24 protein-coding genes and 4 pseudogenes are annotated in these 21,647 nt (G+C 43.0%); 16 read left to right on the forward strand and 12 right to left on the reverse strand.

The annotated features are described in order from the left end of the window. Positions 1-46: 46 nt before the first annotated feature. From JCM19039_RS24270 to fabF, 4 genes and pseudogenes are all read left to right on the forward strand, one after another. Positions 47-211: a hypothetical protein gene (locus tag JCM19039_RS24270; protein WP_193744165.1), complete on the forward strand. Its 165-nt coding sequence runs from the start codon at positions 47-49 to the stop codon at positions 209-211. A 66-nt stretch (positions 212-277) separates the two neighbouring features. Beyond that, the gene (locus JCM19039_RS07095) at positions 278-646 is read left to right on the forward strand and encodes a hypothetical protein (RefSeq protein ID WP_081834376.1); all 369 of its coding nucleotides are present in this window, start codon (positions 278-280) and stop codon (positions 644-646) included. A gap of 168 nt (positions 647-814) precedes the next feature. Beyond that, positions 815-1,750, forward strand: coding sequence for a beta-ketoacyl-ACP synthase III (locus JCM19039_RS07100; RefSeq protein ID WP_042425412.1), 936 nt, complete (start codon positions 815-817; stop codon positions 1,748-1,750). A gap of 31 nt (positions 1,751-1,781) precedes the next feature. Next, positions 1,782-3,018 (forward strand): annotated as a pseudogene (gene fabF / locus JCM19039_RS07105) (beta-ketoacyl-ACP synthase II). A 70-nt stretch (positions 3,019-3,088) separates the two neighbouring features. On the opposite strand, the gene JCM19039_RS07110 reads toward fabF, so the two are convergent. The 5 genes from JCM19039_RS07110 to JCM19039_RS07130 all read right to left on the reverse strand — a co-directional run bounded on the left by JCM19039_RS07110 (position 3,089) and on the right by JCM19039_RS07130 (position 6,511). Next, on the reverse strand, positions 3,089-3,586 hold the full coding sequence (locus tag JCM19039_RS07110) for an LCP family protein (RefSeq protein ID WP_042425414.1): 498 nt from the start codon (positions 3,584-3,586) through the stop codon (positions 3,089-3,091). A gap of 8 nt (positions 3,587-3,594) precedes the next feature. Continuing rightward, positions 3,595-3,969 carry a hypothetical protein gene (locus tag JCM19039_RS07115; protein WP_042425415.1) on the reverse strand — a complete coding sequence of 125 codons (375 nt, stop codon included), beginning with the start codon at positions 3,967-3,969 and terminating at the stop codon, positions 3,595-3,597. 61 nt (positions 3,970-4,030) lie between these two features. Further along, on the reverse strand, positions 4,031-4,852 hold the full coding sequence (locus tag JCM19039_RS07120) for a hypothetical protein (protein ID WP_373975245.1): 822 nt from the start codon (positions 4,850-4,852) through the stop codon (positions 4,031-4,033). Then, entirely contained in the window at positions 4,840-5,457 is a 618-nt protein-coding gene (locus JCM19039_RS07125; protein ID WP_081834377.1) for a CBS domain-containing protein, read from the reverse strand. The genes JCM19039_RS07120 and JCM19039_RS07125 overlap by 13 nt, the downstream gene beginning before the upstream one ends. Continuing rightward, positions 5,399-6,511: a DHH family phosphoesterase gene (locus JCM19039_RS07130; protein ID WP_042425425.1), complete on the reverse strand. Its 1,113-nt coding sequence runs from the start codon at positions 6,509-6,511 to the stop codon at positions 5,399-5,401. Before JCM19039_RS07130 ends, JCM19039_RS07125 begins: the two co-directional genes overlap by 59 nt. Positions 6,512-6,596: 85 nt before the next feature. On the opposite strand from JCM19039_RS07130, the gene JCM19039_RS07135 reads away from it, so the two are divergent. Both JCM19039_RS07135 and JCM19039_RS07140 read left to right on the forward strand, forming a co-directional pair. Further along, positions 6,597-6,830, forward strand: coding sequence for a hypothetical protein (locus tag JCM19039_RS07135; protein ID WP_042425426.1), 234 nt, complete (start codon positions 6,597-6,599; stop codon positions 6,828-6,830). 73 nt (positions 6,831-6,903) lie between these two features. Continuing rightward, positions 6,904-7,653, forward strand: coding sequence for a DUF3603 family protein (locus JCM19039_RS07140; RefSeq protein WP_042425432.1), 750 nt, complete (start codon positions 6,904-6,906; stop codon positions 7,651-7,653). 249 nt (positions 7,654-7,902) lie between these two features. Here JCM19039_RS07140 and trpS read toward each other — a convergent pair. Then, positions 7,903-8,881: pseudogene (gene trpS / locus JCM19039_RS07145) on the reverse strand (tryptophan--tRNA ligase); the annotation flags it as partial. Positions 8,882-9,158: 277 nt separating this feature from the next. Here trpS and JCM19039_RS07150 point away from each other — a divergent pair. Continuing rightward, positions 9,159-9,632, forward strand: coding sequence for a peroxiredoxin (locus JCM19039_RS07150; RefSeq protein ID WP_042425433.1), 474 nt, complete (start codon positions 9,159-9,161; stop codon positions 9,630-9,632). On the opposite strand, the gene JCM19039_RS07155 is transcribed toward JCM19039_RS07150, so the two are convergent. Then, a complete protein-coding gene (locus tag JCM19039_RS07155; RefSeq protein WP_042425435.1) occupies positions 9,629-10,606 on the reverse strand; it encodes a sodium:calcium antiporter in 978 nt (325 codons plus the stop codon). The genes JCM19039_RS07150 and JCM19039_RS07155 overlap by 4 nt on opposite strands. A 187-nt stretch (positions 10,607-10,793) precedes the next feature. Between JCM19039_RS07155 and JCM19039_RS07160 the strand changes: the two genes are divergently transcribed. The 5 genes from JCM19039_RS07160 to JCM19039_RS07180 all read left to right on the forward strand — a co-directional run bounded on the left by JCM19039_RS07160 (position 10,794) and on the right by JCM19039_RS07180 (position 14,910). Next, a complete protein-coding gene (locus tag JCM19039_RS07160; RefSeq protein ID WP_042425437.1) occupies positions 10,794-11,951 on the forward strand; it encodes a putative glycoside hydrolase in 1,158 nt (385 codons plus the stop codon). A 310-nt stretch (positions 11,952-12,261) separates the two neighbouring features. After that, on the forward strand, positions 12,262-12,657 hold the full coding sequence (gene spxA, locus JCM19039_RS07165; RefSeq protein ID WP_042403763.1) for a transcriptional regulator SpxA: 396 nt from the start codon (positions 12,262-12,264) through the stop codon (positions 12,655-12,657). A 319-nt stretch (positions 12,658-12,976) separates the two neighbouring features. Further along, positions 12,977-13,636, forward strand: coding sequence for an adaptor protein MecA (gene mecA, locus JCM19039_RS07170; protein ID WP_042403765.1), 660 nt, complete (start codon positions 12,977-12,979; stop codon positions 13,634-13,636). Between the two features lie 117 nt (positions 13,637-13,753). Beyond that, positions 13,754-14,296, forward strand: coding sequence for a competence protein CoiA (locus JCM19039_RS07175; RefSeq protein WP_042425441.1), 543 nt, complete (start codon positions 13,754-13,756; stop codon positions 14,294-14,296). A 167-nt stretch (positions 14,297-14,463) separates the two neighbouring features. Further along, positions 14,464-14,910, forward strand: a complete 447-nt coding sequence (locus JCM19039_RS07180) for a hypothetical protein (protein WP_152550119.1) — start codon at positions 14,464-14,466, stop codon at positions 14,908-14,910. 197 nt (positions 14,911-15,107) lie between these two features. On the opposite strand, the gene JCM19039_RS07190 is transcribed toward JCM19039_RS07180, so the two are convergent. The 5 genes and pseudogenes from JCM19039_RS07190 to JCM19039_RS24275 all read right to left on the reverse strand — a co-directional run bounded on the left by JCM19039_RS07190 (position 15,108) and on the right by JCM19039_RS24275 (position 17,863). Further along, the gene (locus JCM19039_RS07190) at positions 15,108-16,013 is read right to left on the reverse strand and encodes a DsbA family protein (RefSeq protein WP_052398589.1); all 906 of its coding nucleotides are present in this window, start codon (positions 16,011-16,013) and stop codon (positions 15,108-15,110) included. 17 nt (positions 16,014-16,030) lie between these two features. Continuing rightward, positions 16,031-16,416: pseudogene (locus JCM19039_RS07195) on the reverse strand (globin). Between the two features lie 131 nt (positions 16,417-16,547). After that, the gene (locus tag JCM19039_RS23075) at positions 16,548-17,186 is read right to left on the reverse strand and encodes a lytic transglycosylase domain-containing protein (protein ID WP_152550121.1); all 639 of its coding nucleotides are present in this window, start codon (positions 17,184-17,186) and stop codon (positions 16,548-16,550) included. Between the two features lie 69 nt (positions 17,187-17,255). After that, a complete protein-coding gene (locus JCM19039_RS07205) occupies positions 17,256-17,717 on the reverse strand; it encodes a CYTH domain-containing protein (protein WP_042425450.1) in 462 nt (153 codons plus the stop codon). Further along, complete coding sequence (locus tag JCM19039_RS24275) at positions 17,714-17,863, reverse strand: hypothetical protein (protein WP_193744167.1); 150 nt, start codon at positions 17,861-17,863, stop codon at positions 17,714-17,716. The genes JCM19039_RS07205 and JCM19039_RS24275 overlap by 4 nt, the downstream gene beginning before the upstream one ends. A gap of 79 nt (positions 17,864-17,942) precedes the next feature. On the opposite strand from JCM19039_RS24275, the gene JCM19039_RS07210 reads away from it, so the two are divergent. The 4 genes and pseudogenes from JCM19039_RS07210 (at position 17,943) to JCM19039_RS07225 (ending at position 20,681) form a co-directional block, all read left to right on the forward strand. Then, positions 17,943-18,320, forward strand: coding sequence for a hypothetical protein (locus JCM19039_RS07210; RefSeq protein WP_042425456.1), 378 nt, complete (start codon positions 17,943-17,945; stop codon positions 18,318-18,320). A gap of 10 nt (positions 18,321-18,330) precedes the next feature. After that, positions 18,331-18,996, forward strand: coding sequence for a GTP pyrophosphokinase family protein (locus JCM19039_RS07215; protein WP_042425461.1), 666 nt, complete (start codon positions 18,331-18,333; stop codon positions 18,994-18,996). Beyond that, a pseudogene (locus JCM19039_RS07220) lies at positions 18,993-19,786 on the forward strand (NAD kinase). The gene JCM19039_RS07215 and the pseudogene JCM19039_RS07220 overlap by 4 nt, the downstream one beginning before the upstream one ends. Further along, the gene (locus JCM19039_RS07225) at positions 19,779-20,681 is read left to right on the forward strand and encodes an RluA family pseudouridine synthase (RefSeq protein WP_152550123.1); all 903 of its coding nucleotides are present in this window, start codon (positions 19,779-19,781) and stop codon (positions 20,679-20,681) included. The pseudogene JCM19039_RS07220 and the gene JCM19039_RS07225 overlap by 8 nt, the downstream one beginning before the upstream one ends. Positions 20,682-21,647: the final 966 nt, after the last annotated feature.

The raw sequence follows: 21,647 nt of genomic DNA on the forward strand, positions 1-21,647 counted from the left end.
AAACGTGGATTTACATATATGCGATATAGAGAGCGGAGCTGACAATATGCAACAAAGATTAATAGTAGGGTTACTCGTGTTTGGGGTAGTAACGGTATTATCGTATTTCGTTTTAGGATTTGCTTTACCGTGGGAAGAATGGGCGATCTTGCTCATGTCTATTGCGTTAGGGTTTATTGCGGAGTTTGTTTTCTTTAAGTTGAGAACATGAGACACGGACAGGCGCACAATTTCAAGATGGTCATAAACTAGTTAACGATCAGAAAGGATGGGAAGAATGCCGCGAATGTATGCTCAGCCGATGCGAGTAAATCAATATAGGTACCCACCTCAGTATCGAAACTTTGATCGGAGCCGACCGCCATCTCCCCATCATCATGGCGATGAGCGGTTTGGACCATTTTTACCTTTTCTAGCTGGTTTGGCTGTCGGTCCGTTATTCTTTGGAGGTTTTGGTGGTGGTGGTTATGGTGGTTACGGCAAGTATGGTCCACCCGGCCCGCCGGGCCCACCGGGTCCACCAGGCCCTCCCGGATATTTTTATGGGCCCAACTACGGACCGAACTACGGTCCGAATTACGGCCCAGGTTTCGGACCGAATTTTGGTCCGAACTTTGGCCCGAATTTTGGTCCCGGGTTTCGATAAACTAGTGAGGCCGCAAGCGACGCTTGCGGTTTTTTCTCGTGCACGCCACACCGTCATGTAAGTCATATGTAGGGTTCGACGGTTTTTGTTGAACAATCATTGTCTGTGCATTATAATTATGACTAGGTCATAATACTAAGTGTAATGTTTTATAGAGGAGGTTCTGGGATGAGACAAGCGGGGATTTATGGGCTTGGTAGTTATACGAAAGGGCGCCAAGTTTCGAATAAAGCATTTGAAGAAACGTTGGACACATCGGATGAGTGGATTCGTTCGAGAACGGGCATTGAACAACGCGTGTTTGCCGATGATGAGGTGAATACGTCAGATATGTCTTACCATGCGGCTAAAGAGGCTTTAGCTCATGCGGGTATGTCAGCAGATGAGTTAGATTTAATCATCGTTTCTTCTGTCACTGGTGATTATAAATTTCCTTCTGTATCTTCTCTCATTCAAGAAAGGCTAGGCGCCAAAAATGCTGCAGCTATGGACATTGGTGCAGCGTGTGCTGGGTTTGTGTATGGGGTTGTTACAGCTAGTCAATTCATTCAAACTGGAACATATGATAAAGTTTTAGTCGTTGGTGCCGAGAAGTTGTCGAAGATTCTTGACTTCAATGATCGAAACACAGCCGTTTTGTTTGGGGATGGAGCGGGAGCCGCAATCGTAGGTCCGGTTTCTGCGAATCGAGGCATCCAATCTTTCGAATTAGGTGCAAATGGAGCGGGAGCGGAACACATTAAAGCTGACCCGCTTATTCAAATGAACGGTAGAGAAGTTTTCAAGTTTGCCGTCCGGCAAATGGGGGATACTTGCATGAATTTGGTAGAGAAAGCTAATCTTACAAAAGATGATGTTGACTTTCTCGTCCCTCACCAAGCGAATATCCGGATTATGGAGGCTGCAAGAGAGCGACTGCAACTGCCGAAAGAAAAGATGGCGGCGACTGTGCACAAGTATGGAAACACTTCAGCTGCCTCTATCCCAATTGCGCTTGTTGAAGAGCTAAAAAATGGTAAGATTAAAGATGGAGATTTAGTTGTGATGGTCGGCTTCGGTGCTGGCCTCGTCTGGGGCGGCATCGCTCTTTATTGGGGAAGATAACTGATTTTCAATCATAAAGGGGAGAAAGAAAATGAAACGTCGTGTCGTAATTACAGGTATGGGTACGGTTAACCCACTTGGAAATGACGTGGAAAGCTCATTTGCACGGGCGCTTTCTGGTGAGAGTGGAATTGACGTGATGACAAGGCTTGATCCTGAACATTTTACTACGAAGGTAGCCGGTGAAGTTAAAGATTTTGAACCAGAGAACTATATGGACAAAAAAGATGCACGGAAGATGGATGCTTCACACAATTTGCGATGGCTGCGGCGAAAATGGCGGTCGACGATGCAAGTCTAGATATTAATGATGACAATGCGGAACGAGTCGGTGTATGGATTGGTTCAGGAATTGGGGGTATGGAGACGTATGAATCTCAATTCCGCACATTTCTGGACAAGGGTGCGCGTCGGGTGAGCCCATTTTTTGTTCCGATGATGATTCCAGATATGGCTGCTGGGCAAGTATCTATCACTTCGGGGCAAAGGGCATGAATTCGTGCACAGTGACAGCTTGCGCTTCGGGGACGAATGCCATTGGAGATGCTTTTAAGTTAATCCAACGAGGCGATGCCGATGCGATGATTACAGGTGGGTCTGAAGCGCCTATTACGAGTATGGCTGTTGCTGGATTCGGAGCAGCTAAGGCGATTACTACAAACCCAGACCCAAAAACGGCATCAAAACCGTTTGATGCGAATCGTGACGGTTTTGTAATCGGTGAAGGTGCAGGAATTCTTATACTAGAGTCACTCGAGCATGCACTATCGCGAGGAGCACATATTTACGGAGAAGTATTAGGGTATGGATCAACGGCAGACGCCTATCATATGACCGCTCCAGCACCAGATGGAGAAGGGGCAAAGCGTTCAATGGAACAAGCCGTCGCTGATGCAGGCATTGAGGCTACTGACATCGGGTACATTAATGCTCACGGTACGAGTACAGCCTACAATGACAAATACGAAACGACGGCAATTAAAGATGTGTTTCAAGCTCATGCCAAAAACCTTGTCATTAGCTCCACGAAATCAATGACCGGTCATATGCTCGGATCAACTGGAGCGGTGGAAGCTATTTTCACACTAAAAGCACTAGATGCACAAGCAGCTCCGCCAACCATTAATTTGCATGATCCAGACCCAGATTGTGACTTGGATTATGCGCCAAATGAAAAGAAGCAGATCAACACTTCAGCGGCAATGTCCAATTCCTTTGGATTTGGTGGACATAACGCAACACTTGTATTCAAACGTTTTGAAAATTAATCTCTGTATTCCGGGACAAGCAAAGTGAGTGCTTGTCCTTTTTTATGTAAAAAAAAAAGCCCGCTAGGGCTTAAAATTCATCATCAGTCAATTGTAAGAATTCTTCAATTGCTTGACGATTAGGTTCTTTATCGAATGTGAGTCGACTGTTTTGTTCGTCATCTCGCAATGTGTCATCATAACTTTCAGCTACGGGAATCGTCATCGTCTCGATCGTAGGGTTTTTAAGCGTGAAATATTCTTTTCCCCATTCGAGTAACGTTCCTGTCGGCACATTTGTATGCACATTTGTTGTAAGTGTACTAATGATCGTTGGTGCATCCGCTACTGTCATATGTTCGTACAAATGGCTGTGAAGAATTTCAATAATATCCATTTGTCGAGCTGTTTTTTTGCCGGTTTGTCCATTTTCTTCACGGATATAATGTAACAGTTCTTTACTGTTTAATTCAACCATTTTATTCGGAAGATAAATGCCTTCAGGAGCAATGATATCAAGGATTTCAAGAAATCCTTGTTCGTTAATCTTGGCAAAGTAATCAACAGACAGGTCGAAGTTATCAACCAACGTTTCCCCTAATAGATCAGTACCCCCGAGATGGTAGACAGCACCGAGCGTATCATCTTGATAGCTGGAATCGACACGTAGCTGTCACTAAGCAATGATACAATTCTCGTTTCACCATCACTTGGATCAAATTGAGCGAGCATCATCGTACTGCTCCTTGGTTCCTTTTCCCCTTCAGACCCCTCACTGAAGATCAATACTTGGAATGGCTCTTCTGTAAATGTCTCTGTTGAGCTATTCGCTGCTTGTAGTGAAGAATGTTCAAGTTCAAGGGTAGCCAAATTCTCGCCATTACCTTGATAAGCGATTGGAATGACCACTAGCAGTGTGGTGAGAACAAGAAGGAAATAAACCTTGTTGGCATTGCCTCTTAGCATCCTCATCGCTTTCCCCCTCTGCTCGACTAATAATTATAACAGAAATGTTTCATTTATGAAATCCTTATTACAAATTTCTTAATGAATTGATATAGTCGAGCGCTTGTTCCCGTGTCGCTATCTGGTCATCGAACCACAATTCTTCAATTGTTTGAAGTGTATGCTTGATGATCGGCCCTTTTTTAAATCCTCTCACGAGTAAATCATCTGCCTGAATGAGTACGGGTAGATTTTTTCGTTTTTGTACGTATTGATTGAGCAGCGAATGTTTGTGACCTGTCTTCGTACAAGCTGTGAGTCGTAGAGCATGATTGCTGATCTGCTTTACTGAGCGATGCAGATCACCGCACGTTGTGTTTTCACCTAATCTCAAATCAAACAACGTGCTTAATTCTTGTACGAGTTGTTGCTCATACTTCGTGACGGCAAACCGCTTTAGATCTGGTAAAGTGGTCGTGTAGAGTGGAAAGATCGTTGAAAGGATATCTTGATCTGAGGGCATGGAACATCCTAACACTTCTGTTGTACGGTCGTTGTATCGTGCACCTGGAAAAAAAGATTGCAATACATTCAGCTCCTCCAGCCTGGCATAAGCTTCAGTAACAAGACCTTCAGCAATCATCTTTTGCCACTCGTTTCGAATACGATTTACGGTAAGCTCTTGAATGGAAGATTCAGCTTCTTTAATGAACCGGCGACTTTCGATCGTTAATGTAAATCCAAAGCGTTGTTCAAATCGAATTGCACGTAGAATGCGCGTCGGGTCTTCCATGAAACTGAGGTTGTGTAGAGGGCGTAATTGTTGTTTCTTTATATCTTCAATCCCTTGAAACGGATCCAATAAGGCCCCGTAATGTTCTTCATTAATCTGAATGGCTAGTGCATTAATAGTAAAATCACGCTACCTAAATCTTCTTTAAGACTTGTACGTCTTACTTTAGGTAAGGAAGAAGGGGCATCATAATATTCTGCACGGGCACTCGCAAAATCAATCCATTCATCATTCATAAATACTTTAGCTGTTTGAAATGCTTCGTGTTCATGAACGGGCGCTTGGAATTTGTGAGCAAGCTTTTTGGCAAAGTCCATTGCGTCTCCTTCTACAACAAAATCCAAATCAAAGTTACGAATATCTAAAAACACATCGCGGACGATGCCACCGACGAGATAAACGTTCACCTGTTCTTCGTCTGCTACCTTGCCCAAGTGCTGAAGAAATTGTGTGCGTGCGGGTCCGAGCATTTGATTGAGCCGTTCAGATACATTTACGTTTTTTGACTTTTTGGCATCATATAACGCACTCAGTAAATCTGACCGAGAAATGATACCGATGAGCTTCTCATCTTCAATGACGGGAATACGACCGATATCGTGTCTCATCATAAGGTTTTCTACATCCTCAATGGGCGTATTGGCTATGCAAGAGATTACCTGTTCAGTCATATACTTTGACAGGGGCATGACCAAACCCATGGTTCGTCGCCCGATGTGCATCGCGTACGCTGATCATGCCGACAAGCTGGCCATCATCAACGACGGGAAATCCTGAGTGCCCAAAACGAATCGCTGTCGCCTTTACATCCGCCATCTTCATTTGTGAGGAAACGGTTTTAACTGGCGTTGACATAAATGTTTTGGCTGTCACTGCGTCGTCGATATGATTCGCTAAAGAATGAAGCACTGTTTCGAATATGGAAGACCGATCAGTCTTTTTAACGGTTGCAGCGGCGGCACTAGGGTGACCACCACCGTCAAAAGCTTCCATGAGCGTTTGCACACTGAACCGCTCTGATTGGCTGCGACTTACGAGAAAGACTGCGCGATTCATTTCAACGATAGCGATCGTAACATCCGCCGTTGACAATGATAGCCAGTTTTCAACGATTAGACCTAAGTTTTGAACGTACGTACTTGAGCTCATGCAACTCACTGCAATCGTTACCCCGTGTAGATGCCTTATTTGAGCCACCTGCATGAGCTCTGTTAATAACTGTTGCTGGTCGGCGTTTAAAACCGCACCGTGGTAGGTTTGAATGACAGGTAGAGAAATTCCGTCTTGAAAAAGCTTGTGTAGCACAGAAATATCTCGTATTGTCGTTGAGCCGTAAGTGAACGAGCCTGTATCGCTGTATAAACCTATTGCAAACAACGTCCGCTCCCATTCAGTGAGCACAATTTCTTCTTCAAAAATCATTTCGGCAAGTATGGTGACTGTTGCCCCTGTTTGTTCTTGAGTCCCTTTCATTTTTGTTTTCTGTGGATGATGATCGTAGACAATAATCTCCATCGGTGAAGCATTTTGAAATACTTTCGGACTGCGTTTTACATCATTTACATCGACGAGAATAAGGGTATGAATGTCGTCGCTATTTACATCTTTTTCTTCATAATAAGAAAACATATCCCGATTTAACGCCAAATACTGTTGCACATCTGGACTCACATGAGAAGGAAGCAAAAGGTGAGCATCGGTGTGTATCTTTTGGGCTGCAATCATGGAGGCAAGTCCATCAAAGTCAGCATGAGTATGGGTGGAAATTAGCTTCATAAGTTCAACTCCTGTTTCGACATGCCCTCCTCATGAGTCGGGCAAAGCGTGCATATACTAAAAGGAAATAAGGGGGGCGGACGGCTTGGTCTTTCGCGTTTCAATGGCAATCTTTGGTATAAGTATAGCAACAATTGGCGGTGTAGGCTTGGTCGCATACTCCAACTTGATTGTATCCGGATATAGTTTGTACGAGTTTTGGGAATTCATTAGCGTGCGTGCCGAGCTCTATCTCTTGCTCGGAGGGTTGCTCGTCTCATTTATTTCACTCACTGGTAAGAAAAAGAAAAAACAAGCAAATCTTATTGAAAAGAAGTGACTAGAGAATAAAAAATTCACAGTCCGACTATACTGTAGATACAATTTTATCGGTATAGGAAGGGGGAGTCCATATGGCCCGAATACGTGACGTGTGGGTCAATTGGTTCGAAGGAGAAGAGAACGGATACAACATTTGTCCTTTTCATGAATGGAGAAGCGAAGACCGAATTGAAGTACTTGATCAAGCAGAAGTGGTATATGTGACAGATCGCTTGTTTCTACAACTAGAAAACAGCCTCGAGGAGATTCCTAGACAACTTTTGGACGCCGTATATAAAAAGAGTGCACTCAGAAAGAACATGTCTAAGTTACCGCTCGATTATTGCTTTATTGCAACGAACAAAAAAAGCTCGTTAGCGATAGACACACTCGGTTACGAAACACCGATTAGAAAAAGCCGATTAACACCACGCCAAGAAAAATTAGCGTTAGAAGCGATTGAGCAAGATCAAGAACCACAATACACAGATGAGTTAACGGACATCGATAAGCATTACCATATTCTTTCTCCACACCCTACGGTCATGCACGGTTTAACGAGAAAAGAAAGACAGTTAAAACAGTTGCTGTTTATGGCCATTGATCAATTAAAATCGTCTGGTTTTGATGCCGAAATTCGCTATTGGTATACAGAATGGTCACCGGATAAGTATTTGGACATTCAACTGATGAGTAAAGATGAAGCATGGGACCGGCTGTATGATGAGGTGAGAGGCGGATGGAGTGAAGATCATTATGCGCTATGTGAATCGTTAATTAAAGGTCAACCATTCTTTGAGAAGTTATGGGACATGCAGCACGAAAGTGAAATGCATAAATAGACGTTTTTCAAAACATCGTTACGACTCCGTTTACATCAGGAAAAAACTTGCTTATAATGAAGCGTAGGTTTAACGGACAAGGGAGGAAGTAATATGGACGGTTTGGCGTATACAATCATGCAAATTTTTGTCATCCTTTTTGCAGTCGGAACAATCGGGGGCAGCCTGTTTGTCGGTCATGTATGGAGAAAAGGGTCGAAGAACCAATAATAAAAACCTCTTGATCAAGGATAGGTCAAGAGTTTTTATACGTTTATTGGCGTTGTAGTCCATAGCTTCTTCAGCTTTTTGTAACATTTTTGTTGCTCGTTCATTGGCGCGATCAGCACCTTCATCCAAGACGTGATCAATTTCGTCGGATTCGTATAGTTCAGTAAAGCGCGTTTGAATTGGGCGGATGTTATCGACAACAATATCCGCTAAATCGGTCTTAAATGCGCCATAGCCTTTTCCTACATACGTTTTTTCAATGCTAGAAATGTCTTCGTCTGTAAGCGTAGCGTAGATGGTTAGCAAATTGCTAATGGCTGGCTTATTCTCCTCATCATAACGCACGTCATTGTCAGAGTCTGTCACCGCACTTTTCATTTTCTTAACGATCGTTAACTCATCATCTAGCATCGAAATGAAAGCTTTTTGATTGGCGTCTGATTTGCTCATCTTCTTTTCTGGATTCTGAAGTGACATAATTCGTTTCCCTAACACGAGCGTTTCAGGAGGGTGAAGATGTCTTTGTATTGCCGGTTAAATCGTTCCGCTAGCGTTCTCGTCAGCTCAATATGTTGGCGCTGGTCATCACCGACGGGAACGACGTCCGTTCCATATAAAAGGATATCGGCAGCCATGAGCGGTGGTACGTGAGCAAAGCTGAAGATACACCGCTTTTGCCTTCAGATTTATCTTTAAACTGAGTCATTCGTTCCAATTCCCCGATATATGCTAAGCATTGCATAATCCAAGCCATTTGTGCATGGGCAGGTACTTCTGACTGATGAAATAGTGTTGACCGCTTCGGATCAATACCAGAGGCGATATAAAGTGCTGCCAATTTTCGTTTTTGGTCCCGCAACTTCTCCGGGTCTTGTGGCACGGTAATGGCGTGTTGATCCACAACGCAAAAGTAACTGTCGTACTCCTCTTGCAAGCCAACGAAATGCTTCATTGCTCCTAAATAGTTGCCAAGGGTAATAATTCCACTTGGCTGGATTCCAGAAAAAATGGTTTTCATATTTTTGCTCATTCCTTTCCCATAAGCCGTACATTATTCAATCTACATTCGTGCACCATATCGTGACTAACCCTTTTTTCTGTTCCGCCATCGGTCATAAATGAACGTGGGGATCAAGATAAAAAGAAGGGCTAGGGCAACGGGTCTTAGTGAGTATCCGGTTGTGTAGTCAACAATGACAAACACGAGGAGACAAACTGCTAGAACCATTGTAACCACCCGCATTCTACCACTCCCTTAAAGCATAAGTATAGCAGAATAATAGGAGGGTTTACCATTGCAAAGCAGAACGAGGCAAGTATTTGTCACTTTATGTACAGCTTTTCTTTTGTTTAGTTACAGCTCCACCGAAACATTGGCCTTTTCGTTACAAGACACAGATGGGGCTGAGATTGCACTCCATGACTACAAAGGGGAGCAAGTTCTCCTGTTATTTTTCACAACGTGGTGTGAAGTGTGCCAAGAGGAATTGGCAATGCTGGCTGAGAACAAACGACAGTTCTCTGAAGCGGGCATTTCACTCATCGCCGTCAATATGACAGATGACGAACGCAATGAACGCGTTGTTGAAGAAGTGGCAGAGCAATTACCGTTCCCTGTATTGCTTGATCCCGACCAGCTAGCCAGTCACCAATACGGCGTACTTGGCGTACCGATGACGATCATTGTTAATAAAGACGGTGAAGAAGTAAGCCGGTTTTTCGGGCCCGCAAGCCTAGAACAGCTCATCGCGGCATTTGCCAATTCTTAACGAAACACGTACATGAGAATGACAGCAACAAAGTACAATAAGATAATGACAATCGCTGGCCACGTTCGCTCTCGGTAGTTTCTTGCCACGTAAATCGCTCCTGCAATGGCGATGCTATTAACGAGGAGAATAATCCCTGTAACGATGTTGGTCATGGATGCCGCTTGCAATATTGATCCGTCATACAAGAAGTCACACACAGAAAGAATGAGTAAATTAAACAAATTGCTTCCGAGTATGGAGGCGGCAGCTAAATTGCGATTGTTTAAGGAAAGTGCCACATACACGGTAACGACTTCGGGTAACGACGTAGTCGTTGCAATAAGAAAACTACCGACAAAGCTCGACCCTAATCCGGTAATGACGGCAATCTGATCCCCGGCAAAGGTGAGCACTGTACCTGAGATGAGAATGATGACTGCGGCAATGATGAAGCCAATCATTGCCCCTTTTAGTGTGTATTTTTCTTCTTGATAATCGTCTTTTTGATCGTCGTGCTCTTCAACAGCTGCGCCAGACGTTTTTTGTAACACCCATATATTTAGTCCGTAAAGCAATAGCAAGAGGAGGGATTCAATGCCAATGTTGAGAAGCGGGATCTCAATCGTGAAGAATAAAGCCAACACAACGATAACGGTCATCGCTAAGCCGATGTATGCCGTGTATTGTTGTTGACGGTCTACATTGGAAAGGATGAGCTTTTTTCTATAAATAAGTAGAAATGCAGCTAAAATACCAATATTAAAGATGTTGCTACCAAGTACGTTACCAACAGCCATGTCGGGGTTGTCGAGGTAAACAGCTGTAATGCTTGTCGTCACTTCAGGCAATGACGTGGCCCCGGCGAGTAGAAAGGTGCCAATAAGCAAGGAGCCAAAAGAAGATAAACGGCTAATGGCATCCGCGTATGTACTAATTTTTACAGCAGCAAGAACAGTAACGATAACCGCAATAATAAACCAAATAAAAACCATAGCATTCATCCTTTGCATAACACTGATGACCTATAGTATACCCATTTTTTCAGTTTTTAGCAGTGACTTCCACTTACTCCAACAATCTCTTCTAACTAAGAAATTCTGGTAGTAATGGGCTGTGTACATAAATGCATCCAATAACAGAACAATAGGTTTATGAGTCGAGCGTCCGAGGGGTGTAATCATGAAGCTGTTCAAAGTAGGAGCCATAGTCATTAGTGTATGCAGCATATTTTTGGCAGGAGACATTGGTTTTTTAGAAGCTGCGAACGACCCACATCCGGTACTAAAACAAGGAGCGGTAGAACGTAAACAGTTGCCAACAGAGATGAAGCGGTTTGCCCCATCGAATGATGGCGTCAAAGGTGTATACGTATCTGCCCACTCTGCAGGTGGTGAACGGTTAAACTCATTGATTCAACTTGTAGAAGAATCCGAACTAAACGCAATGGTCATTGACGTAAAAGATGACTACGGCAACATCACATTTACACCTGAGAGCGGTTCTGTTTATGAACATCGATCATCGCATATTATTGATGAGCCGGAGGAGTTACTAAAACAATTGAATGAAAAGAACATCTATCCCATTGCCAGAGTGGTCGTATTCAAAGATACCCGACTTGCAATGGACAAACCTGAATTGTCTTTTTTAGAGGACGAACAAGTTTGGAAAAACAATCGAGATGAAGCCTTCGTCAATCCATTTCGAGAAGATGTATGGGCATACAATGTCGATATTGCAAAAATGGCTGCTCGCTTAGGGTTTAAAGAAATTCAATTTGATTATGTACGCTTTCCAGAAGGGTTTGAAACGAGAGACGAATTGTTGACGTATGATTTGGGCGAGTATACCGACAGAAGTATGAGTCGAGACAAGTCGCGTGTTCGGGCAGTGACGGACTTTGTAGAATATGCTAAAGAGGAGCTGCGTCCGTTTCATATCGATGTGTCAGTCGACATTTTTGGTTATGCAGCAACTGTAGACGAAGCCGCGGGCATTGGCCAAAACTTCTCGCAAATCTCTGAGCATGTTGATGTGATTAGCTCGATGATTTATCCGAGTCACTGGACTGCACACTTTGGTATCGAACAACCAGATAAAGAGCCTTATCGATTAACGAGTGCTTATGCACAAATGGAAAATGATGTGCTCGCACAGGTTAAGAATGCACCTAAATCTAGACCGTGGATTCAGGACTTTACGGCAAGCTGGCTAGGAGAAGGGAATTACATTCCTTATGGTAAGGATGAAGTGGAAGCACAAATACAAGCGTTACATGATCATGATATTCATGAATACTTACTATGGAATGCTGGCAATCAATATACAGAAGGGTGAATTATAACCCTAATCGATCAAGTTCGACATTTTAGGTCACGAAGAGTAGGGCTTTTTTCATGATATATTGCGTATTTTTTATGTTTATAGGTTTACGGTCTGTTAATTCGGGGTACATCATTTATGGATAGTATAATATGTAAAGAATGTCACATAACGTTCAGTTGCTACATTAGAATTATTATTGTACAATTAATGTGACACGATAGCAGTGAACGTCCGCTGAAACGTCAATAGACGTAGTATACATGACTACTTGAGAATGTTAATCAGTTTAATATTGATCTTACATTGAGGGAGAGGGTCTTACATGGTGACGTTATTAACATCGCCGAGTTGCACTTCTTGTCGAAAAGCAAAAGGTTGGCTAGAGGAACACGATATACCGTTCCAAGAAAGAAATATATTTTCGGAACCTCTTTCTGTACAAGAAGTGAAAGATATTGTACGAATGACCGAAGATGGAACAGATGAGATTGTATCAAAAAGGTCTAAGATCTTTCAAGAATTGAATGTAGATGTGGATACACTCCCACTGCAACAGTTGTTTGAGCTAATCAGTGAGCATCCAGGGCTGCTTAGACGTCCAATTATTTTTGATGAAAAGCGTCTACAAGTTGGTTACAATGAAGCGGAAATTCGCCGCTTTTTACCGAGACAAATTCGGACGTATTTCTTACAAGAAGCACAAAAGCTCGTTAATTGACAACGGAAAAACTTCTACCTTAATGGCAGAAGTTTTTCTTCATTTTTTACTTCCAAACTGACTAAAATAAATCAGGCATAACAGACAACAATCGAAGATACACTAATAAAACACCCATTTTTCAAGCGCAAATCTCTTGAAATTAAAAGTGATAAATGGTATAAATGAACAACCTTAGAATTCACATTCTTTTTCTTGAATGGGTACACTTATCCTTAACAAACTTAGGGGATTCGTATAGAATAGAAGAAGGTTTAAATTCGCTTAACGGTGTGAATAAGAATGTGAAGGTCCACTTTAACCCGAGGAGGGAAAAACTGTGGAAATCGAAAGAATAAATGATACTACAATAAAGTTTTATATTACGTATGCAGATATTGAAGACAGAGGCTTTGACAGCGAAGAAATTTGGTACAATCGGGAACGCGGTGAAGAGTTCTTTTTTGAAATGATTAATGAAGCGCATGACCATGAGAATTTCGAGATTGAAGGCCCGCTATGGATCCAAGTACAGGCATTTGACAAAGGTTTGGAAATTGTTGTTACGCGGGGTCAAATGAATGATGGCAATGTGAAACTTGAAATCCCAGTGAGCAAAGACCGTGACGATGATGTTGATGAAAGCATCGTTGATATGCTCGATGAACAGCTTCGCACACGCAAGAAAGATCGTGACGGAGCAGGTAGCGACGAACCATTAAGTATTGTCATTGCTTTTAAAGACCTTGAGGATCTTTTACAACTTAGTAAATCCGTTAAGTTAGAGCACGTTCAAAACGAAGTGTATGCAATGGAGAATACGTATTATCTCCACATCGTTTTTGATGATTATTATGATGAAGACGATCAAGATAATTTGTTAAGCCGTGTCCTAGAGTATGGACACGAGTCAGATATGTCTATTCATCGTATTAGTGAGTATGGAAAGACCGTTGTGAGTGAGAATGGCTTACAAGTACTTTCTACGTACTTTTCATAATACGTTCACGAGCAAGTCCTAACGAAGGATTTGCTTTTTTTTGTCGTTATAAAGGACTTAAGGTAGACAGTGGAGAACTTACAATAAGCTGGGTACTCTTGTTAGAAAGGAACGGAGATGTTTACAGCATACGATGAAAAAAGACAGCTGTTTTGTTTATTAGACCAAACTGAAGTTCCTAATGAAAAGATGAAACAGTTGGTATGGCATTGTCCGAGTTGTGAAGAAACGGTTTTGTATCGGGCAGGAGGTAAAAACCGTCCGCATTTTTCTCACTATTCAAACTCCAGCTGTGCAGGTTCTGAAGAAACGAAAGAACATCGAGAAGGCAAGGAACGATTGTATGCATGGGTGAAGACGTTTGCAGAAGAAGTTGAAGTTGAGAAATGGTTACCGATGATTGATCGAAGAGCAGATGTGTGGTTTCGTTATCGCGGGGTGCACTATGTATTCGAAATGCAATGTTCTCCAGTGGACAGAACGGCGATTCGCGAGCGAACGTTAGCGTATGAGTCGCAATCAATTAAAGTACTTTGGGTTCTTCCAGCAGAATTAATGAAAAGAACAGCAACGGCAATCTATATTCAAGAATGGCAACAAGAGGCATGTTTTCAGACAGGTTCGTTCCCTCCGCAACTCATGTACTTGGACAACAACTGAACATTGCGACGTTGTCTGCGTACATGTCTCCTCGGAAATTTATAGCTTCTTGGTCTTCCCTTCCTCTGACTCCTTCCGGTTTTTCCCTACTCATTCACGATCATCTCAGTGTAATAAATGAGCCGAAAGCACAACTACTTTATAAACATCAATCACGCTATGGGAAGGTGAAACTGCAAACCGCTTTCAGCCAACACGTACAAGAGAGGTTGTATCGGTATAAATCCCCACTTTACTTGCACCCCGCTGAATGTGGATGGTTTGTTCCTGGTCAAGTATGGGTAAGTGAGCCACCTGTCGTTTGGCAAACGTATGTATGGCTGTCTTTGATTGAGTCAGCGCAACATGAAGTACATGAATGGATTAATGACGAGTTAGCCGAGGTGATGAAATGGTTAGGATTGTCAGAGCGACAAGCGATTCGTCTTATGAGTCAGTACGTCCAGCTGTTGCAACTCTTGCATGGACAGAAGCCCAATCACCCATTGCTCCCAACGCTCGAGCTTTCCTTTCCGAAGTCTGCAGATGAGCACATCGCCAAGATCGACAAATATACACCCGTTTGCCTATCACTTTTAAGAAAACCCCTTGAATCTCCTGCGCTCGTTGAATAAATGTACCGTGAACAAAATGGATACAAAGAGTAACGGGACAGCGAGAAGAAGTGATGAAGCGAAGTACAGACAACAAAAACAGCACATAACAAACAAATACGAAACAGAGGCCCAGCAGCATTTGTTTCATTTTTATCAACTCCAAAAACAGTTTGTCTATTTTATGCTCGACCACACAAAAAAAGACTGAAGAGCTGTTAGTCTTCAGTCCCATTCGTATATCTCCAAAACTCTCCATGTTTGACAGGTACGCATTCTACTTTTTGCTGTAATTGCAATTTCTTCATTTCTGAAACCGCTTCTTTTGTCGTTAAATCAAACACTTCTGCAATTTCTTTTGTAGCGACAAATCGATATTTTTTAAGGAATTCCACTAGTGTACATGGGGTGTTTGCTTCCGGTTGGAAGCCGAGTAAATCTGTAAGAACTTCCACATAAGTGGAGTAGCTATGAAGCCCAGAGACCTTAACACCAGCGTCTTCAATACAGTCGTTAAAGAAAATCATTGAAGGGACTTCCTGCACACCCATTTCTTCAGTTGTACTCATGTCACAACGTAGTGCCCGAGAGATCGTATCTGAATGAAAATCATTGTGGAATTCTCTCTCATCCAAACCCGCTTCTTTTGCGCAGTCAACAAGAACGTCTTCCTCAGTTATATTCTTCTTATTCAAAAACAGCAGTTCCCGTAACCGTCTTAAATAGCGAATGCCACTTTGTCTTCCTTGCATTTCAGCAGCTTTTACAGCTAGGGCGGGCAATTCTGTGTTGGAGAAAGGGTTTTCACGCCACACATCTCCATCACAACACATACCTGTCTTTTTCGAGGTCACATCCCACAAGTCAGAAAGTGAGCGATTGTTCTGCTCATGGATCCACGCACTTGTAGACGTAGGAACGATAAAATATCGAAGGGTGATTAGATCACCGTATTCCATATTAATTTTCTTTAACGTCGGCTCGATTCCCCAGCATGCCGGGCAAAGAGGATCAGTAAAAACATACAGTTCAAGCTTCTTAAATGCTCGTTTCTCTGTGTGTTCCTCTTCACCACTGCCGCAAATCCCTGAATTTGTATCACAATGTTGTTTAGCCGTCAGCAAAGGAACATCCCCTTTCCCTAATGTGATTGATTCACCATATGAGACGCAGTAAGTGTAAGGCGATGAAAGAGTGCGTCGGAAGCGTCTAATGGAAGATCACTTTCGTCCATCGCTTGCTTCATGCATTCAAGCCAAGCTTCTGCTCGTTCAGGTGTAATCTCAAAAGGCAAGTGCCTCGCCCTCAATCTAGGTGACCGTGTTCTGTTGTATACAGTGGTCCTCCACCCGTAAATTGTGTCAGAAATTGCTTTTGTTTTCGCTTTGTTTCTGACAGGTCGTTAGGAAAAATTGGTGACAATTGCGGGTCTTCTGCGACGTGATCATAAAAGCGCTCCACAAGCCGGTCAATCGCAGCAGCACCGCCAATTTCTTCATATAAGGATTTCTCCCCTACATTTTCCATACAAATACCCCTTATTTCAGTTCTAAACATATTGTAGCAACGAGACAGTGAGACGGCAAATACTATGATTTATCGAATAGAAAAAGAAGGCAGATGCAAGGGCGCATTTGCCTTCTTTTTTTAATAAACGACTATGCAAAAGATTGATACGTATCAAGTACTCTCGGAACATAAGCCTTCGTTTCTTTAAACGGTGGGATGCCATTATGTTTGTCGACATTACCAGGACCGGCATTATAAGCGGCCAGTGCTAAGCTCACATCGCCGTTGTAACGACGTAACATATCTTTGATGTAGCGGGTGCCGCCATCAATGTTCTGAGCAGGGTCATATGAATCGGTCACTTGTAACCCTCGAGCTGTGCCTGGCATGAGTTGCATGAGTCCCTGGGCTCCTGCATGGCTCGTTGCTTGTGGGTTGAAGTTGGATTCATGTTTAATAATCGAGTAAATGAGTCGAGCATCTACACCATGTTCTTTTGCACTTTGTTCAATAAGGTGATTGAACGGACCCGGTGGTAATGTTGATGATGCGTATGTATGGTTGAGGTGTAGCTCGGGTGCTTCAATATTTGCAAAATCAGACACGAAAGACCCATCAAAGTAGAGGGAACGATCCATTTGCATATCAAATGGGAAACGGTCATTACCGACCGATTGTACGTGCGACAACACAGAAGCAAAATGTTCATAACCGCTTGTTGACTGAGGTTGCTTTGACGGAAGGGACGAAGTTGCCGGTAGCAATGATAAAGGATGAATCACTTTCATTTTAGTATCCTCCCTCATCTATAGTATACTTTGACTATAGCAGATTGTTGGAAGAAAACGTAGGTCGATTTACATTTTTTCTTGTAAAGATTGCTTTCGATCAAAAAAGCGCTTTACTTTCGGTGAAGGATCGTCGTTTTGCAACAAAAATGGGTATGTTTTTGCAAGTTGTTTTAAGACGAGGTTCACATGACTCGTTGAACTTCCCTCAAATTCAAGTTCAAAGTCACTTGTCCCAAGGTATTCACTATGATCTAAGAAATAAGATCCGTCATCAGAATTCCACGTTGCACGGTGAGTGGACAACGTACCAAGATGCAGAAGTGATGATTTGGAAATTCCCCATTCCTCTTCCAACCAAGATAATACCGTTGCATCGGGTAAAGCGGAAAGTGGTGTTTCTGTGGACCAGCTTTCTAAGGGAAGACGATCATGTTTTTCGTGTGCACCGTCCTCCATTTTGATCTTTAACGTGAGTGTCATTTCGTCTTCTTTTAACCGAATTCGAAGCGCTGCGTTTCGTTCTTTCAATTGGAAGTCGGCTGTGTCAAAATAATGATTGTGCTGAGTAATGAACGGTGTGCCTTCGGTTTATGTTCTGTACATAATTGCTCAAACTGACGTTCAGTCAGTGCGCGTTTCCCTTCAAATTCAAATTCTTCATGGTGCTGTGCCATAATTGACTCACCTCCGAATGCATTATCGCACAGTGAAGAGAGCGTTAACAATAGTAGATTAGAAAAAGAGGTGGTCAACATGTCCGATATTCAAATTGATCAAATTCTTATTACTGAACATCGTGCACAAATGATTCCGAAAAATGAAGAACAGCTTTCGTCCGATTGTAAAGCGGCAATGAGAATGCTTGCAGATTCTGATCGACTTGCATTCGTATATGTCATTGAATGCAATGGAGAGTTTCAAAAAGTACATCTTCCAGAGTTTTTTTGGCCGATTTTGGCTGACATTCATCATAAACAATTGCCTGTCTACTTAGGAAATGATGACATTGAACTGATGGATTTTTATGATGAATTAGAGATGCTTCTCGACAACATACCTGACAATAATAATTATGGAAAAGCGATGGAAGAAGCAGTCGCTAAACATTTTCTAAATCACAACAGAGAATGAGGGTGGAATCATGATTGAAAACTGGGAAGTATTCTTGCAACCCTATCGACAAGCGGTTGAGGAATTAAAGGTGAAGTTTCGCAGTTTACGCGTCCAATACCAACGCTCATCTAAACATACACCCATTGAATTTGTTACAGGCAGAGTCAAACCGTTATCAAGCATTGAAGAAAAAGCAAAACGAAAAAAAATCCCGCTCACAGAGATTGAAAATCGTATGCAAGACATCGCTGGGGTACGAATTGTTTGTCAGTTCGTTACAGACATTGACGCGATTGTAGAAATGATTCAAAGCCGAAATGATATTACGATTATTAGTGAGCGTGATTATATAAAAGAAAAGAAATTAAGTGGTTATCGGTCTTATCATATGGTAATCGACTATCCTGTACACACAATCGATGGAACGAAACATATTCTCGTAGAAATTCAAGTTCGTACGATGGCGATGAATTTTTGGGCGACGATCGAACACTCGTTAAATTACAAGTACAGAGGCGAAATTCCAAAAGATATTAAGGAACGTCTGTATCGCGCAGCAGAAGCGGCATCAAATCTGGATGAAGAGATGTCGAAAATTCAAGGTGAAGTACGTGAAGCACAGACGATTATCCAAGAAAGACAAGAAAACCATCGCGAGTCATTTAAAAACGAATCGTCAGGAGGCACTGTATGAAATATGATGTAACGTCGAGAGGGGACGATGTTTCCAACCATATTGCGCGTACCGTGGTTGAAGCTTAAACAGCCATCAATTAGAACAAGATCCTAAAGAACCTGAAATTGTCATTTCCGTAGGTGGGGACGGCACATTGCTAGAAGCGTTTCATCGCCATAAGCACCGGCTGCAAAACACTTGCTTTGTCGGGGTTCACACGGGTCATTTAGGGTTTTATGCGGACTGGAGACCCGATGAAGCGGACAAGTTAGTCATCCATATTGCGAAGACTCCGTTTCAAGTCGTCGAGTACCCACTGCTTGAAGTGACCGTTCGTTATCATGACGGTGATTCTTCGGATCGGTATTTGGCCTTAAACGAATGTACGGTGAAAACGACGGAAGGGTCTCTCGTCTGTAACGTGGACATTAAAGGAGAAGAGTTTGAGACGTTTCGTGGCGATGGGTTATGTATCTCCACGCCATCTGGCAGCACGGCGTATAATAAAGCTTTAGGTGGAGCAATTTTGCATCCGTCGCTTGCGTCAATGCAGATTTCTGAAATGGCCTCCATCAACAACCGAGTGTATCGAACAATTGGTTCGCCTTTAGTCCTCCCAGAACATCACACGTGCCTTTTAAAACCGCTCAATGATGTGAGCATGCAATTGACGATCGACCATTATTCACTCGTTAGCAAAGATATTGCTTCCATCCAGTGTCGTGTCGCTGATGAATATGTGCGCTTCGCGAGGTTTCGCCCTTTTCCATTTTGGAAGCGCGTGAAAGAGTCATTTATTGGTGAATAACGAGCCGTTTGCCAGCTGGACGTGGACCGTTCATGACGACTTTCAAGGAACAGTATCCGCATATGTTAAATCGGCCTGCCACATGTCTTCTCGCTCAGTGAAGTTACTGAAAAGCAACGGAAAAATCCGAGTAAATGGCGAGGGTGCGCATTTGGGCAGTTTTTTGCAAGGAAAAGATCGACTGATGATTCACTACCCTTTCATCGCACCTCCTGTTCATTTTAAGCCGTGTGCGTTGGAGGTTGAAATTCTTTTTGAAGATGACCACCTCATTGCTGTAAACAAACCAAGTGGAATGAAGACGTTGCCCGGTCAAGGGCAACGAGGGCATTCCCTTGCTGAACAAGTGATCCACTATTTCCAGCAGACCAAACAAAGTGGGGGCGTTCATCCAGTAAGCCGGTTAGATCAGTTTACGAGTGGAATTGTGATTTTTGCGAAGCATCGTTTTGCCCATGATCAACTGCACAAACGTTTACAAGATGAAGTAGGGAAGCGATATGTGGCGATTGTGGACGGAGAATTACGAGCAGAAGAGCAAACCATTCAACAGCCAATCGCACGAAAAGAAGGATCAATAATAGAACGTACGGTGTCTTCAGGAGGGGACCCGGCAATGACCCATTGCCGAAAAGTATGGGCAGATCACGACCGAACACTCCTGGATATTAAACTTTATACAGGTAGAACCCATCAAATACGCGTCCACATGGCATCAATCGGTTTTCCAATAACAGGTGATACACTTTATGGCAATGCTTCATCCCATATTGCTAGACAAGCGTTGCATTGCAAGTCAAACACATTTACGCACCCGATAACAGACGACCGACTTCACATTGAAGCACCGTTACCGGTGGATATGCTGAATATGATCCCCGAAAACTATAGCTAAACAACACCTAAAAACCGTAAGCTGATGCTGTCATGAAAATCAGCTCCACATCTTATTATATAACGAGCCCCCGAAGTCAACGTTGATTTCGGCTCGTTATATAGAAACGATTGATAGTAACTCTATACTTACTTAAATATTAATTTGAGTATTTGCTTAATGAATACTGTGAGGGCAGATTATTAATGAGAGCGGGTCGTAGGCCAAATGCCATTCTGTCCCAGAACCCGACCGATCATCCGTATCACTCTCGTCTATACCGTACAGGCTAAAACGAACGATCTATATATGGTGTACTAAAGAAATTCACTGATCTTGAGGTGATAACTGCATAAATTCCTCGCCTATACATTAGGCGTAAGAAATTCTACCACTCGTTTCGGTCACAAAGACCGAAAAGACATTAACGAGAGTCATGACGAAGACCGCTCGGTTTTTCTTCGGCACCTCGGGTGCCGATGGTTGCTAGCTCTTGAAGTTTGGTTTAGAGTCGATCATTCTTAGATTGTTTATTATGAAGTGAGGTGTTCCAAAGCGATCTAGACCGCCAATTTCCCAGGATTTTCCAAAAATGAGCTACCGTCGCCTTCGTCGGTGCAGAAAAACGATCTAGATAAGTTGAACGAAAGAATTTCTTCACGAACCAATGGTAAGCTTGGGAAAGTGGAAACTGTTCTCGAGTTGCGGCTGAACTGTTCTCGAGTTAGGGGAAATCGCAGGAAAAGCGGTTTATTCTCATAAACTAGGGAACAGAATGAACAAACTTGGGAACAGATTACCGGATCACCTATGCATCCCCGCGCGGAAGTACCCACATCCTGTCGGCGCGAGCCGCGCCGAACCGAGGCGGTTTCGTTTCGGCCCCGGCGGGGCCGACAGGTTGCTCGGTTATGGGCATGGAATCTGCGCTCCAGTTGGAACAAACTGAGCAAAATAGCACCGCGCTACCCCTCCAACCCAACACCC

Source organism: Geomicrobium sp. JCM 19039, assembly GCF_000698145.1.
Taxonomy (GTDB): domain Bacteria; phylum Bacillota; class Bacilli; order Bacillales; family Marinococcaceae; genus Geomicrobium_A.